We start from the raw sequence: 15,210 nt of genomic DNA, 5'->3' as shown, positions 1-15,210 counted from the left end.
AGGAGGAACTGAATATGTCTATTCAAATCCCACGCGGAACGCAAGATATTCTTCCAGGTAGCGTTGAGTTATGGCAGTATATCGAAGGGCAAGCACGCGAAATTTGCCGTCGTTACAATTATAAAGAAATTCGTACACCAATTTTTGAACACACTGAGCTATTTTTACGTGGTGTTGGTGATACGACAGATATCGTACAAAAAGAAATGTACTCATTCCAAGATCGTGGAGAGCGTAGTTTAACATTACGTCCAGAAGGTACTGCACCTGTTGTACGTTCTTACGTTGAAAACAAAATGTTCGGTGATGCAACACAACCAACGAAATTATACTATATTGGTCAAATGTTCCGTTACGAAAGACCACAAGCAGGTCGCTATCGTCAATTCGTACAATTCGGTATTGAAGCAATCGGTAGTAACGATCCTGCGATTGATGCAGAAGTAATTGCACTTGCTGTAGAGTTTTACCGCGGCATGGGCTTAAAAAATATTAAAGTTGTATTAAACAGCTTAGGTGATGCAGCGAGCCGTCAAGCGCACCGTGATGCGTTAATCGCACACTTCGAGCCACGTATCGGTGAGTTCTGTTCTGACTGCCAATCTCGTTTAGAAAAGAACCCTCTTCGTATTTTAGATTGTAAGAAGGACCGTAACCATGAATTAATGGGAACAGCACCATCTATTACAGAATACTTAAACGAAGATTCAGCAGTATACTACGACAAAGTACAAGAACTACTAACGATGATGGATGTTCCATTTGAGAAAGATCCGAATTTAGTACGTGGTTTAGACTACTACCAACACACTGTTTTTGAAATTATGAGTGAGGCAGAAGGTTTCGGTGCTATCACAACATTAAGTGGCGGTGGCCGTTATAACGGACTTGTACAAGAAATCGGTGGACCGGAAATGCCAGGTATCGGTTTTGCGATGAGTATTGAGCGTTTAATTATGGCGCTGAAGGCTGAAAATATTGAGTTACCAATTGAACATAGTATTGATTGTTACGTTGTAGCACTTGGTGAAAAAGCGAAAGATCGTGCTGCAAAAGTTGCGTTCGATCTTCGTAAAGCTGGATTATCAGTTGAAAAAGATTATTTAGATCGCAAAATGAAAGCACAATTTAAATCTGCAGATCGTTTAAATGCGAAATACGTAGCTGTATTAGGGGAAGATGAGCTAGATAAAGGCATCATTAACTTAAAAGATATGGCAACAGGCGGACAAGAAGAAGTAGCGTTAGATGTATTTGCTTCATATGTAGCAGAGAAATTAATATAGGGGGAACTTAAAGTGGCTGAAAGAACACATGCATGCGGAAAAGTAACAGTAGAAGCGGTTGGACAAACAGTTCAATTAAAAGGTTGGGTACAAAAACGCCGTGATTTAGGTGGATTAATCTTTATCGACTTACGTGACCGTACAGGTATCGTACAAGTTGTATTTAATCCAGAAACATCAAAAGAAGCGTTAGAAGTAGCAGAAACGATTCGTAGCGAATACGTATTGCACGTAGAAGGTACAGTTGTTGAACGTGGTGAAGGCGCAATTAATGATAATATGGCAACTGGTCGTATTGAAGTACAAGCATCGAAAGTAAATGTATTAAACGCAGCGAAAACAACGCCAATCATTATTGCTGATGATACAGATGCATCAGAAGATGTGCGTTTAAAATATCGTTACTTAGACTTACGTCGTCCTGCAATGTTTAACACATTCAAAATGCGTCATGACGTAACGAAAACAATTCGTAACTTCTTAGATACAGAAGAGTTCTTAGAAGTTGAAACACCAATTTTAACGAAGAGCACGCCAGAAGGAGCTCGCGACTATTTAGTACCAAGCCGTGTGCATGATGGTGAATTTTATGCATTACCTCAATCTCCGCAGCTATTTAAACAGCTTCTTATGGTCGGTGGATTTGAGCGTTACTATCAAGTAGCACGTTGTTTCCGTGACGAAGATTTACGTGCGGACCGTCAACCGGAATTCACGCAAATTGATATCGAGGCATCATTCTTAACACAAGATGAAATTTTAGAAATGATGGAGCGTATGATGACGAAAGTCATGAAGGATGCAAAAGGTGTAGAAGTTAGTGCACCATTCCCTCGTATGAAATATGCTGATGCAATGGCTCGCTTTGGTTCTGATAAGCCGGATACACGCTTTGAAATGGAACTAAAAGACCTATCTGAATTTGCAGTAGGTTGTGGATTTAAAGTATTTACAAGTGCTGTAGAAAACGGCGGACAAGTAAAAGCGATTAACGCAAAAGGTGCAGCGAGCAAATACTCTCGTAAAGACATCGATGCATTAACTGAATTCGCCAAAGTATACGGTGCAAAAGGTCTAGCTTGGCTTAAAGTTGAAGAAGACGGCTTAAAAGGACCGATTGCGAAATTCTTCGGTGAAGAAGAGGCAAACGTGTTAATGAGTACATTAGAAGCGGATGCTGGTGACTTATTACTATTCGTAGCAGATAAGAAAAGTGTTGTTGCAGATAGCTTAGGTGCACTTCGTTTACGTCTAGGTAAAGAACTTGAGTTAATTGACGAAAGTAAATTTAACTTCCTATGGGTAACTGATTGGCCACTTCTTGAGTACGATGAAGATGCAGATCGTTACTTCGCAGCTCACCACCCATTCACAATGCCATTCCGTGAAGACGTTGAGTTATTAGAAACAGCACCAGAAAAAGCACGTGCACAAGCATATGACCTTGTATTAAACGGTTATGAGCTTGGTGGTGGATCACTTCGTATTTACGAGCGTGACGTACAAGAAAAAATGTTCAAAGCACTTGGATTCTCACAAGAAGAAGCACAAGAACAATTCGGATTCTTATTAGAAGCATTCGAATACGGTACACCACCACACGGCGGAATCGCATTAGGTTTAGACCGTCTTGTTATGTTACTTGCAGGTCGTACGAACCTTCGTGATACAATTGCATTCCCGAAAACAGCAAGCGCAAGCTGCTTATTAACAGAAGCGCCAAGCCCAGTTGCAGAAGCTCAGCTTGAAGAGCTAAGCTTAAAATTGAGCTTGAAAGAAGAGAAGTAAGAATAGAGTCTAGATGGTTATACTAACCCCATCTAGGCTTTTTTTATAGAGGTTGTTTAAAAAGTCCGGTTTACATTATGTTTTCCTTGTTTGAAATATGTATTTTTAGGAATTCTATAACTTTTTCTATACAAATAGTCGGAAAAAGGCTAGAATACATGGTAGACCATTTTTGTAATAGGAGTGTAGAGCTGAATGTTACATCAATTTTCACGTAATGAATTAGCCTTTGGAAAAGAAGGCCTTGAAATATTAAAAAATAGTACAGTCGGTATTTTAGGTATTGGCGGCGTAGGATCATTTTCGGCAGAAGCGTTAGCACGTTCTGGCGTAGGACGTCTTGTATTAGTTGACAAAGATGTTGTAGATATTACAAACGTAAACCGTCAAATTCACGCGTTAGTATCTACTGTAGGACGTTCAAAAGTAGAATTAATGAAAGAGCGTATTGCAGATATTAATCCAGAGTGTGAAGTAATTGGACTAGAGATGTTTTATACAGATGAAACATATGAAGAGTTCTTTAAACACGGTTTAGATTTCGTAGTAGATGCATCTGATACGATTACGTTCAAAATTCATTTAATTAAACAATGTTTACGTCGTAAAATCAAAATTATCTCATGTATGGGTGCGGCAAATAAAATGGACCCAACTCGTTTCCGTATTGCGGACATTTCTAAAACACATACAGATCCAATTGCGAAAGTAATTCGTACGAAGCTTCGTAAAGATGGTATTAAAAAAGGTGTAAAAGTTGTCTTCTCTGACGAAAACCCAATCGTAATTCGTGAAGAAGTACGTAAAGAAATCGTACCAGACGAAAATGCAAAAATTCGTAAAGCGAAATTACCACCTTCTTCAAATGCGTTCGTACCATCTGTGGCTGGTTTAATTATGGCAAGTCACGTTGTACGTGAGCGTATTAAAAACGTAGAAGTGAAGCGTGTAGGGCAAGAATAAAAAGGAAGCATATATCGTTTAGGATATATGCTTTTTGTATGTTTTAAAGAAATGTCGATGTCGAATCGTTAATATAATTTCATTTACTGTGGTGCTTTTTCACTAAGGGAAAATAAACAGGGATGTCACTTAGTTGAAAAAGTGGCATCCCTGTTTTTAGTTTTCTGCAGAATATATAATATCTAAATTTCCATTTTGATCGGTTTTGAAAATCGGAGCAATTTGCTCTTCTTGTTCTTCGACCGAAACAAGTTTTCGAGCACGATCCATAATTCTAACAAGCATTGCATAATCTTCTTCGATTGCTTGTTGTTTTTTTGTGAGAACAGCTAATTTTGCTTCAAGTTCATTATTCATTTTTTGCAGGGAAGTGAGCTGATCTTGTAATACGTCATTTTCAGTTTGTAACTTTGCGAGTGAAGGGTTATTGTGCTCCAAGTTTTGCAAAAATGAGATGACATTTTGCATTGTAAGATCTTGTTTATTTGGGACAATATCTTCTGAAAACTCGGCATCGATTACGAGCTGCCGAGTTTGTGTGAACTGCTCTTTTTCTATTTTAGCTTCCGAACGCTTTAATTCTTTACGTTGTTTTTTTGCGATTTGCACCGCATCTTCATAATATGGTCTTACTTCAGCATTCCATCTAAAGCCACAAGCTGCTGAAGTTCGGTTTAATGTATCACCAACTTCATCGAATGCTTTTATTTGTGTACTTCCGCTGCGAATATGTCGTAAAACAGTTGCGGCTAAAAGGAGATCGTCTTCTTTTGTCCATGCATCTTGACGTGTTTTCATAAGCGAACCCTCCGTAATGGTGACGTTTTCGCTTATATTACCCTTTATTCTTCGTTTTATGCGAACTTTGTAATCTTTCATAAACAGTAGAAAGTACTTGTTCAAATTTTCCTGTCGTTTTCGGTTTATAATATTGCTTGTTTTTAATTTTATCAGGTAAGTATTGTTGTTGTACCCAACCGTTTGGGTGATCGTGTGGATATAAGTATCCGATGCCTCTTCCTAACGATTCGGCTCCTTTATAATGACTATCTTTTAAATGACTTGGAATATCGCCTGTTTGGCCATTACGTAAATCGTGTAGTGCGGCATCGAGTGCTTTATAGGCCGAGTTTGATTTCGGTGATAGACAAAGTTCAATAACAGCATTTGCAAGTGGTATGCGTGCCTCTGGGAAGCCGACCCGTTCAGCTGATTCAATCGCTGCAAGTGTACGTTGTCCAGCTTGTGGGCTAGCAAGTCCGATATCTTCATATGCCATAATAAGCAGACGTCTACCGATGCTTTGTAAGTCACCAGCTTCAATAAGACGTGCTAAATAATGAAGTGCGGCGTTCACATCACTTCCGCGTACTGATTTTTGAAAAGCAGATAAAACGTCATAGTGAGCATCGCCACCTTTGTCGTGAACGAAACTCTTTTTCTGTAAGCATTCTTCTGCGATTTCAAGTGTAATTTCCGCGGCTTTGTCGTCAGTTGTAAAGCTAGATAAAACAGCTAGTTCAAGTGCATTATAAGCTGAGCGCATATCTCCGCCTGACGCATTTGCAAAGTGATGTAATGCTTCATCCGTAACAGTTACATCATATTCCCCAAGCCCTTTTTCTTTATCTTCAAGCGCTCGTTTTAAGCCAATTAAAATATCATCTTCTGTTAATGCGTGTAATTCGAAGATTTGACAACGACTTCGAATAGCAGAATTAATAGCATGGAACGGATTGCTTGTCGTTGCACCAATTAAAGTAAGAAGTCCGCTTTCTAAATGGGGTAATAGAAAGTCTTGCTTCGCTTTATCTAGCCTATGAACTTCATCCAAAATTAAAACGAGGTGCCGATGCATCTTCGCTTCCTGTACGACAACTTCCATATCTTTTTTATTATGAGTAACAGCGTTTAAGAGGCGAAACAGGGTTCCAGTACTTCCTGCAATTGCGCTAGCGATTGATGTTTTTCCTGTGCCTGGAGGACCGTATAAAATCATTGATTGAAAATGATTTGCTTGGACCATACGCCATAAAATCTTGCTTTCACCAACTAAATGCTGTTGTCCGATAATTTCTTGAATATTTGTAGGGCGCATTCGATGTGCGAGTGGTTGTTTCATTTGACCCTCTCCCTTAATGTATAATCTCATTCTATCGTACCATTTTTTTTGATGAAATTTGAAATAGGATGCTGTTTTGTGGGGGGGATGAATATGAATATTCCTATTTTTCTTTCAATTGTAATAATTTCCGAGTTTTTCAATGTGATTTTATGTTATCATTTTGATACACAAGTTGAAATTTCTTATAATACTATATTATGCTATAATTTCATAGGATTTTAAATTGTGTTCTTTTATAAAGTGAAACTTTAATTAGTGGGGGTTTTGTTCATCCCCCACCTAACTTCTTTGCTCCAGCCGAATTTTGAGGTGGGAGTTTTACTGCCCGCAAATAGCGGGATAAATAAGATATAACCAATAGAAGTGAAAATTTGAAATGAGGTGCAAATAGATGAAGATTTCAACGAAAGGCCGCTACGGCTTAACAATTATGATCGACCTTGCAAAAAAGTTTGGTGAAGGCCCAATTTCATTAAAATCAATTGCACAGGCACATGACCTATCTGAGCATTACTTAGAGCAATTAATTTCACCACTTCGTAACGCTCGTCTTGTAAAGAGTACGCGTGGTGCATATGGCGGATATGTATTATCTGATCAGCCAGTCAACATTACAGCTGGAGATGTAATCCGTGTACTAGAGGGTCCAATTAGTGTTGTAGAAATGATAGAAGAAGAAGAACCAGCACAACGCCAATTATGGATGCGTGTTCGTGATGCAGTGCAAGAAGTATTAGATAGTACAACTTTAGAAGATTTAGTACGTTATGAGGAAGAAAATCACGGGGGCTATATGTTTTACATTTAATTCCTTGTGAAACGATTTGGAAAGAAGGAGATTTAATGGAACGCATTTACTTAGATCATGCTGCGACATCTCCGACTCACCCAGAAGTGGTCGAAAAGATGATTCCATATATGACAGAAACATTTGGAAACCCGTCTAGTATTCACTTTTATGGGCGTCAAACGCGCCATGCGGTAGATGAGGCGAGACGTGTGTGTGCACGTAGCATTCACGCGAGTCCAAATGAAATTATATTCACGAGCGGTGGTACAGAAGCTGATAATTTAGCACTTATAGGTGTAGCGCGTGCGAATCGTCATAAAGGTAACCACGTTATTACAACGCAAATTGAACATCATGCGATTTTGCATACGTGTGAATTGTTAGAGCGTGAAGGATTTGAAGTGACGTATTTACCTGTTGATGAAACAGGGCGTGTTCAAGTTTCTGACATACAAAAGGCACTAACGGAAGAGACGATTCTTGTATCTATTATGTTCGGGAATAATGAAGTAGGGACAATACAACCAATTGTGGAAATAGGTAAGCTGTTAAAAGAGCATCAAGCTTATTTCCACACAGATGCTGTACAAGCTTACGGTTTAATAGAAATAGATGTGAAAGAGTTTGGTATTGATTTATTATCGATTTCCGCTCACAAAATTAACGGCCCAAAAGGTGTAGGGTTCCTATATGCTGGTGCAAATGTGAAATTTGAACCGTTATTAATAGGCGGAGAGCAAGAAAGAAAACGTCGTGCTGGTACTGAAAATGTACCTAGTATTGTTGGACTTCAACATGCAGTTTCGCTAGCTGAAAAAACTCGTGAGCAAAAAAATGCCCAATATGAAGAGTTTAAAGATATAATGGTATCTGTCTTCAAAAATGAGGACATTCATTTCGAGGTAAACGGAGACTTGGAATATCGCTTACCACATGTGTTTAATATAAGTTTTACAGGAATGAATATTGAACCGTTTCTTGTAAACCTAGACTTAGCTGGTATTGCAGTATCAAGTGGTTCTGCTTGTACAGCTGGTTCGATTGATCCATCACATGTATTAGTGGCGATGTTCGGAAAAGACTCCGATCAAATACGTTCATCCGTACGCTTTAGTTTCGGACTTGGAAATACGAAAGAGCAAATTGAAAAAGCGGCGTACGAAACAGTGAAAATCGTGAAGCGATTAACACAAAATTAGCATGGGAGGTGACATGATGAACAAACTACCTCAAGAAACACGCGTTGTCATCGGGATGTCCGGTGGCGTCGATTCATCTGTAGCAGCTCTTTTATTAAAAGAGCAGGGTTATGATGTAATCGGAATTTTTATGAAAAACTGGGATGATACAGATGCAAATGGTGTCTGCACAGCAACAGAAGATTACAATGATGTAATTGAAGTGTGTAACCAAATCGGCATTCCGTATTATGCAGTAAACTTTGAAAAACAATACTGGGATAAAGTATTCACGTACTTTTTAGATGAGTACCGAGCTGGTCGTACACCAAACCCAGATGTAATGTGTAACAAAGAAATTAAATTTAAAGCATTTTTAGAGCATGCAATTGCACTTGGTGCTGATTATGTAGCAACAGGTCATTATGCACGCGTTGCTTATATGGACGGCGAATATAAAATGCTTCGCGGCGTTGATGACAATAAAGATCAAACATATTTCTTAAATCAATTAAGCCAAGAGCAACTATCAAAAACAATGTTCCCATTAGGTGAATTAAAGAAACCACAAATTCGCGAAATGGCGACAGAAGCTGGTTTAGCGACAGCGGCGAAGAAAGATAGTACTGGTATTTGCTTCATCGGTGAGCGTAACTTTAAAGATTTCTTAAGTAACTATTTACCGGCGCAACCAGGTGTGATGCAAACATTATCTGGTGAAGTGAAAGGGAAACATGATGGTTTAATGTATTATACAATTGGACAACGTCATGGCCTTGGTATTGGTGGTAATGGTGATCCGTGGTTTGCTGTGGGGAAAAACTTGAAAGAAAACATTTTATATGTTGATCAAGGATTCCATAACGAACTTCTATATGGTGATGAAGTTATTGCTACGAATGTAGGCTGGGTAAGTAATAAAGCGAAGGAAAAAGAATTTACGTGTACAGCGAAATTCCGTTATCGTCAAGCAGACAATAAAGTAACGGTTCAAATCGTTGATGAAAATACAGTTCGTATTCTTTGTGATGAGCCAATTCGTGCGATTACGCCAGGCCAAGCAGTTGTTTTCTATGATGGAGATGAGTGCTTAGGCGGCGCTACAATTGATGAAGTATATCATAGTGGTAAGAAATTAGATTATTTAGGATAACACGAGAAGCCTCTGCCGATTAGCGGTTAGAGGTTTCTTTTACATAAAGCGAATTTTTGTTCGCTTGGAAAATACATTCTTTGTTATAATTTGTTGTAGAGGTGAAGGATATGTCAAACAAACTTGAAACAGGTATTAAATATATGCAAGAAGGAAACTGGGAAGAAGCAGCTGAAAATTTCACAGAAGCAATCGAAGAAAATCCGAAAGATGCGCTTGGATACATTAACTTTGCGAATTTATTAGATGTATTAGGTGATAGTGAGCGAGCAATTTTATTTTATAAACGTGCATTAGAATTAGATGGTAAATCTGCGGCTGCTTATTATGGCTTAGGAAACGTATATTACGGTCAAGAGCAATTTGCAGAGGCGAAGGCTGTATTTGAACAAGCGATGCAAGTGGGATTACAATCAGCTGACGTAACATTTATGTTAGGTATCACACATGTGCAACTTGGAAATGATCGTCTTGCACTTCCATTTTTACAAAGAGCGACGGAATTAGATGAAGGCGATGTAGAAGCTGTTTTCCAATGCGGACTTTGCTTCGCACGACTAGAACATATTCAAGAGGCAAAACCTTATTTTGAAAAGGTGTTAGAAATGGATGAAGAGCATGCAGATGCGTATTATAATTTAGGTGTTGCGTACGTATTCGAGGAGAATAACGAGAAAGCTCTTACTTTATTTAAGAAAGCGACTGAAATTCAAGCAGACCACTTTTTAGCTGGTAATGGTATTCGTTTATTAGAGCAAGAAGCTGAATAAAGTGAAATTATAGTTTAATGCGCAGTTACCCCTCATCTAAAGATTGTGAAAGAGGTGGGGGATGTACTGCTCATTAAAGTGAAAAGAACTCGGAAAGGAGAGGAAATATGGGAAATCAACATGCAATGGATTTGTTTGAGGAAGAAAAAAAATTTATAAAAGCGCAAGTTCTTCATACCATTTTCCACAACGAAGAAAACCTCTATTCCGTTGTCAGTATGAAAGTCATTGAAACGAATGAAACATACGACGAAAAAAAAGTAATGATAAACGGTCATTTTCCCCGTATGCATGAAGATGAAGTGTTTACATTAACAGGTCATTTTAAAGACCACCCAAAGTATGGAAAACAATATTTAGTTGAAACGTTTAAAAAAGAATTGCCACAAACAAAAGCAGGTATGGTGCAATATTTAGCGAGCGATTTATTTAAAGGGATTGGAAAGCGTACAGCCGAAAAAATCGTGGACCATCTTGGTGAGCATGCGATTTCTAAAATTATGGATGATCCGGATGCGTTAAGTGGTGTTGTAAACAAGCAAAAAGCGCAGGAAATATATGAGACGATTATTGAGCATCAAGGGCTCGAGAAAGTGATGAGTTTTTTAAATGGTTACGGTTTTGGAACAAAACTTTCTATTAAAATTTATCAGCAATATAAAGAGATGACATTAGAAGTGATTCGTAATAATCCGTATAAACTTATTGAAGAAGTGGACGGAATTGGATTTGGAAGAGCAGATGATATAGGGCGTGCAATCGGAATAACGGGCAATCACGACGACCGTGTACGTGCAGGGTGTTTTTATACGTTAGAGAATATTTCATTACAACTCGGTCACGTGTATATGGAAAAAGGTCAGCTTGTAAGAGAAACGATGTCACTTTTAAATAATCAAGAAGGCAGAGTGACTGAGGAAGATATTGTAGGCTGCGTTGAAATGATGCAAAGCGAAGGGAAAGTCATTATAGAAGAAGAGCGAGTGTATTTAGCTTCTTTATTCTATTCTGAGAAAGGCGTTGTAAAGTCAATTCGTCGTCTTATGAATCAAGAAGAAACCCCTGCATTCCCTGAAGCAGAAGTGTTAAAAACATTAGGAGAAATTGAAGAACAGCTAAAGGTACAGTATGCGCCGCTTCAGCAAGAAGCAGTTCAAACTGCACTTCATAAGCCGATGATGTTATTAACAGGTGGACCAGGGACGGGGAAAACAACAGTTATTAAAGGAATTGTTGAAATGTATGCGTCACTTCACGGAGTATCATTAAATCCGAATGAATATAGTGATGATAATCCATTTCCAATATTATTAACGGCCCCAACTGGAAGAGCGGCGAAGCGCATGAGTGAATCGACAGGACTTCCAGCTTGCACAATTCATCGTCTGCTTGGATGGACGCCAGAAGGATCTTTTCAGCGCAATGAAACAGACCCTATACAAGGGAAGCTCCTTATTATTGATGAGTTTTCGATGGTAGATATTTGGCTTGCAAATCAATTGTTTAAATCCTTGCCGACGAACATCCAAGTAATCGTTGTAGGTGATGAAGACCAATTACCATCGGTAGGACCTGGACAAGTGTTGAAAGATTTATTAAATGCAGGTGCCATTCCAACGGTAAAACTCACAGAAATTTATCGTCAGGCAGAAGGTTCGTCTGTTATTCAGCTTGCCCATGCGATAAAAGACGGGACGCTCCCGCCAGATTTAGCACAAAATAAAAAAGATCGTTCATTTATCAGCTGTGCAGGTGCTCAAATTGTTGAGGTTGTTAAAAAGGTTTGTGAAAATGCTAAGACAAAAGGCTTTAGTGCAAGAGATGTACAAGTATTGGCACCAATGTACCGCGGACCAGCAGGTATTAATGTGTTAAATGAAGCTCTTCAAGAAGTGTTTAATCCGAAAAAAGAAAAGAGTAAAGAAATTGCCTACGGTGACGTTGTATACCGGAGAGGTGATAAAGTACTTCAATTAGTCAATCAGCCGGAAAGCCAAGTGTTTAATGGTGATATTGGAGAAATTGTTTCAGTATTTTATGCGAAAGAAAATGTCGAGCAACAAGATATGATTATCGTTTCATTTGATGGAATTGAAGTAACATATACAAAGCCGGATTTAAATCAAATTACGCATGCCTATTGCTGCTCGATTCATAAATCGCAAGGTAGTGAATTCCCAATAGTTATTATGCCAATTGTAAAGAGCTACTACCGTATGTTACGTCGTAATTTAATTTACACGGGTATTACAAGGAGTAAGAAATTCCTTATTATTTGCGGGGAGGAAGCAGCGTTTCAATCCGGTGTAAATCGCCTTGATGATGCAATGCGTCAAACGACTTTAGCTGGCCGATTGCAAGAATCACAAGGAGAAGTGCAGATGGTGACAGTTAATGGTGAAGAAATGGACGTGGAAAACATTTCACCGTATGATTTCATGTAACAAGGTGAAATTATATAGTGAACCTTTCAAACGTATAACGTTGAAAGGTTCTAGCAATGTATAAATGAATGCAGTTTGGACATAATGGCGAATAGAATCTGGGAGACTGTAAGGAGATGAAAGCCATATGTTCAGTTGTCCAAATTGCAAAGGGAAAGACATCGGAAAAATAGGTGTCAACCAATTTTATTGCTGGAATTGTTATATCGAATTATCGGTTTCAAAGGGGAAAATCCATACACATCAAGTAGAGGAAGATGGTTCATTAAGCTCTCTTGATGATTTATTTGATGATAATGAAAGAACGATCGGATAACGAAAAGGGGGATTTACTTTGAATCTACGCAATTCATTAATCGCATTAGGTGTTGGAGCTGCAGCGTATCAATATGCTCGCAAACAAGATGTATTCTCAAAACGCAATGTGAAAAAAGCACGTAAGATGATTAAGTCCTATTTATAAGGCGTAAAAAACTCCCTTTATGATAAGGGAGTTTTTTTATGCGCTTGTATGCAAATATAAAAGTCCGATTTCAGAGAAGAGATAAGATAAACCGTAGCATCCAACGCCAAGCATTCCATAATGCCATAAGTGCTTAGCTCTTTCCTTTCGTGAGGAACGAATAAAGAAGCCTTTCCAAATACCAAACCCGATACAAATCCATTCAAGAAGCATAAAAAGTGCGGATAATGCAAGCATAAATAAGATCATTATGAGCCCTCCTGATTATATTTTGACATTTTGTATTTTCAAGGGGTGGTTGTCCTTATTATGTTAAATATATGTACGTCTTTAAAAAACAGTATGGTCTGTATAAAAAGATTTTAAAACTTTTGCACATAACCTAACCTATTTATTTTCAAAATAAAGGTGGAGGAGGTTTTTCGTGTGAAGAATCTTAAAATCATTTGGATATATCGTTTAGGATTATTGTTACTCGTTTTTCTTTGTTTGCTCGTCTTTTTAAAAATTAAGCCACTATGGGCACCGATTATTTTTGTATTTAAAGTGGCGATCACACCGTTCCTTATTGCTTGTTTTATTGCTTATTTATTACACCCTTTAATTGAAAAAATCCATAAGGAAGGAATGCCACGCACACTTGCTATTTTGCTCATTTATATTCTTTTCTTTGGCGGAATTGGCTATGGAATTTATAAAGGAACGCCAGTTGTTATTAAACAGTTACAAGAAATTAATGAACAATTTCCGCAGTTTACAAAAATGTACGATTCTTGGATGGATGGAGTTACAGAACAAACAGCGAATTTCCCATCATTTATTCATGAAAAGGTAAAGCAAATTTTCGTTGGTGTAGAAATGAAGATACAAACGCTTTTAAATAAAGTTATGAGCACAGCACGTGGTGTATTGGATTCATTGCTCATTATTTTCTTAATTCCGTTCATTGTATTTTACATATTAAAAGATTACGGTGAGTTTTATCATATTTTTTGGAAACTAGTTCCGAGTAAGTGGCGTAGTACGGGTCAAATGCTTGCGAAAGAAATTGATAAGTCACTCGGAAGTTATATTCGAGGACAGTTATTTGTTTGCTTAGTATTAGGGGGAGTATCTGTTCTTTCTTTTTGGTTTATCGGTATGAAATATCCATTGCTGCTCGGCATTATTATTGGGGTAACGGATATAATCCCGTACTTTGGTCCTATTTTAGGGGCGATTCCGACGTTGATGATTGCGGCAACGGTATCAACGAGTTTACTCATTAAGGCGGGGATTACAATTGCTATTTTGCAATTTTTGGAAAGTAACATTTTATCGCCTTACATCGTTGGTAAGTCGCTTCGTATGCATCCTGTGATCATTATGTTTGCATTACTAGTAGGGGGAGAAGTTGCGGGGATTGTAGGATTACTAATATCGGTTCCTATTTTAGCGGTCATTCGGACAGTGGTCGTTCATGTGAGGCCTCTTTGGAAAAAAGAAGATGTGTAATATGATAGCCCTCTACTTATAAAAGTAGAGGGCTATCATTATTTAGAGAGTTGCTCGTGTATTTGTTGAACGAGAGAGCTTACATCATTTGTTTGAATATGTTTTATTTTTTTCCATTCATTATCGTACATAAATATAATTTGATTGCTGAAAAGACGCTTTTGCTCTTTTAGATTAGAAATGTTTGCAAAAGAGTACTCTTCAAATATTGGGTTCTTACTTACATCTGGTCCATAAAAGAAGAGCCGTTTGTTCGTTAAAATTAACAGTCCTGGTCTTGCGACGGAACGATATATAAATATATTTAATGAGCATGCTGCATAAAAAAGGATTTTTTCATCAGTTGTTAACATTTCTTTAGCTTGATTCAATAAGGTTGTCATTGTAATCGCTCCTTTATTGTTAATAATTTAATTATAACAAATAATGTAATGTTTAGAAATTTGTATAAAGTATTTTTTGAGAGGAGATTCCTATTTAGTAATAAATGCATAATATATTTAAAGGCTGTTAAGAATGAATAGTAGAATAACTATGATTAATAAGCAATTGATACAATATAAATGATTATCTACATTGACAAACTTAAGAGAATTCTATTATATTTAGTCATATAATACATTAAATCAATGACGGAACAAGTACGTTACAGTCCATTTATAGAGAGAAGCTTCCAATGGCTGAAAGAAGCTTTAAATGAAGGGTAACAGAAAGCTAATCCTGAGAGCAGCTAACCACTGCCGTCTTGCCACGTTA

General features: G+C 37.8%; 15 protein-coding genes and 1 other annotated feature (1 of these 16 only partly in view). Of the genes, 11 read left to right on the top strand and 4 right to left on the bottom strand.

Annotation, left to right across the window (positions count from 1 at the left end):
- Positions 1-14: 14 nt before the first annotated feature.
- The 3 genes from hisS (at position 15) to CQ058_RS17085 (ending at position 4,037) form a co-directional block, all read left to right on the top strand.
- A complete protein-coding gene (hisS, locus tag CQ058_RS17095) occupies positions 15-1,286 on the top strand; it encodes a histidine--tRNA ligase (protein ID WP_033728251.1) in 1,272 nt (423 codons plus the stop codon).
- 12 nt (positions 1,287-1,298) lie between these two features.
- Positions 1,299-3,074 (top strand): aspartate--tRNA ligase, encoded by a 1,776-nt coding sequence (gene aspS / locus CQ058_RS17090; protein ID WP_002015297.1) that lies wholly within the window; start codon positions 1,299-1,301, stop codon positions 3,072-3,074.
- Positions 3,075-3,269: 195 nt separating this feature from the next.
- On the top strand, positions 3,270-4,037 hold the full coding sequence (locus CQ058_RS17085) for a tRNA threonylcarbamoyladenosine dehydratase (protein ID WP_000903181.1): 768 nt from the start codon (positions 3,270-3,272) through the stop codon (positions 4,035-4,037).
- Positions 4,038-4,193: 156 nt separating this feature from the next.
- On the opposite strand, the gene CQ058_RS17080 is transcribed toward CQ058_RS17085, so the two are convergent.
- Together CQ058_RS17080 and CQ058_RS17075 are read right to left on the bottom strand one after the other, a co-directional pair.
- Positions 4,194-4,835: an RsfA family transcriptional regulator gene (locus CQ058_RS17080; protein ID WP_002190745.1), complete on the bottom strand. Its 642-nt coding sequence runs from the start codon at positions 4,833-4,835 to the stop codon at positions 4,194-4,196.
- 37 nt (positions 4,836-4,872) lie between these two features.
- Positions 4,873-6,159: a replication-associated recombination protein A gene (locus tag CQ058_RS17075; RefSeq protein WP_105589888.1), complete on the bottom strand. Its 1,287-nt coding sequence runs from the start codon at positions 6,157-6,159 to the stop codon at positions 4,873-4,875.
- A 394-nt stretch (positions 6,160-6,553) separates the two neighbouring features.
- On the opposite strand from CQ058_RS17075, the gene cymR reads away from it, so the two are divergent.
- From cymR to CQ058_RS17040, 7 genes are all read left to right on the top strand, one after another.
- Positions 6,554-6,970 (top strand): cysteine metabolism transcriptional regulator CymR, encoded by a 417-nt coding sequence (gene cymR, locus CQ058_RS17070; protein WP_000704117.1) that lies wholly within the window; start codon positions 6,554-6,556, stop codon positions 6,968-6,970.
- Positions 6,971-7,005: 35 nt separating this feature from the next.
- On the top strand, positions 7,006-8,151 hold the full coding sequence (locus CQ058_RS17065) for a cysteine desulfurase family protein (protein WP_002129219.1): 1,146 nt from the start codon (positions 7,006-7,008) through the stop codon (positions 8,149-8,151).
- Positions 8,152-8,167: 16 nt separating this feature from the next.
- The gene (gene mnmA, locus CQ058_RS17060; protein WP_002088752.1) at positions 8,168-9,283 is read left to right on the top strand and encodes a tRNA 2-thiouridine(34) synthase MnmA; all 1,116 of its coding nucleotides are present in this window, start codon (positions 8,168-8,170) and stop codon (positions 9,281-9,283) included.
- 110 nt (positions 9,284-9,393) lie between these two features.
- Positions 9,394-10,053 (top strand): tetratricopeptide repeat protein, encoded by a 660-nt coding sequence (locus CQ058_RS17055; protein ID WP_002088750.1) that lies wholly within the window; start codon positions 9,394-9,396, stop codon positions 10,051-10,053.
- A gap of 107 nt (positions 10,054-10,160) precedes the next feature.
- Entirely contained in the window at positions 10,161-12,497 is a 2,337-nt protein-coding gene (gene recD2, locus CQ058_RS17050) for an SF1B family DNA helicase RecD2 (protein ID WP_002190744.1), read from the top strand.
- A 127-nt stretch (positions 12,498-12,624) separates the two neighbouring features.
- Positions 12,625-12,813 carry a hypothetical protein gene (locus CQ058_RS17045; RefSeq protein ID WP_002015288.1) on the top strand — a complete coding sequence of 63 codons (189 nt, stop codon included), beginning with the start codon at positions 12,625-12,627 and terminating at the stop codon, positions 12,811-12,813.
- An 18-nt stretch (positions 12,814-12,831) separates the two neighbouring features.
- The gene (locus CQ058_RS17040) at positions 12,832-12,960 is read left to right on the top strand and encodes a YrzQ family protein (RefSeq protein ID WP_002015286.1); all 129 of its coding nucleotides are present in this window, start codon (positions 12,832-12,834) and stop codon (positions 12,958-12,960) included.
- A 36-nt stretch (positions 12,961-12,996) separates the two neighbouring features.
- Here the strand turns inward: CQ058_RS17040 and CQ058_RS17035 are convergent, their stop codons facing one another.
- Positions 12,997-13,209, bottom strand: coding sequence for a hypothetical protein (locus CQ058_RS17035; RefSeq protein ID WP_002015285.1), 213 nt, complete (start codon positions 13,207-13,209; stop codon positions 12,997-12,999).
- A 177-nt stretch (positions 13,210-13,386) separates the two neighbouring features.
- Here CQ058_RS17035 and CQ058_RS17030 point away from each other — a divergent pair, with 177 nt between their 5' ends.
- Complete coding sequence (locus CQ058_RS17030) at positions 13,387-14,454, top strand: AI-2E family transporter (protein ID WP_002192481.1); 1,068 nt, start codon at positions 13,387-13,389, stop codon at positions 14,452-14,454.
- 38 nt (positions 14,455-14,492) lie between these two features.
- On the opposite strand, the gene CQ058_RS17025 is transcribed toward CQ058_RS17030, so the two are convergent.
- Positions 14,493-14,837, bottom strand: a complete 345-nt coding sequence (locus tag CQ058_RS17025; protein WP_002190741.1) for a PH domain-containing protein — start codon at positions 14,835-14,837, stop codon at positions 14,493-14,495.
- A gap of 237 nt (positions 14,838-15,074) precedes the next feature.
- Positions 15,075-15,210 (top strand) — a binding site (T-box leader); it runs 83 nt beyond the window's last position.

Source organism: Bacillus sp. MYb56, assembly GCF_002976445.1.
Classification (GTDB): Bacteria; Bacillota; Bacilli; order Bacillales; family Bacillaceae_G; genus Bacillus_A; species Bacillus_A mycoides.
The sequence above is the reverse complement of the archived record's forward strand: the minus strand, read 5'-3'. Positions and strand labels throughout refer to the sequence as shown.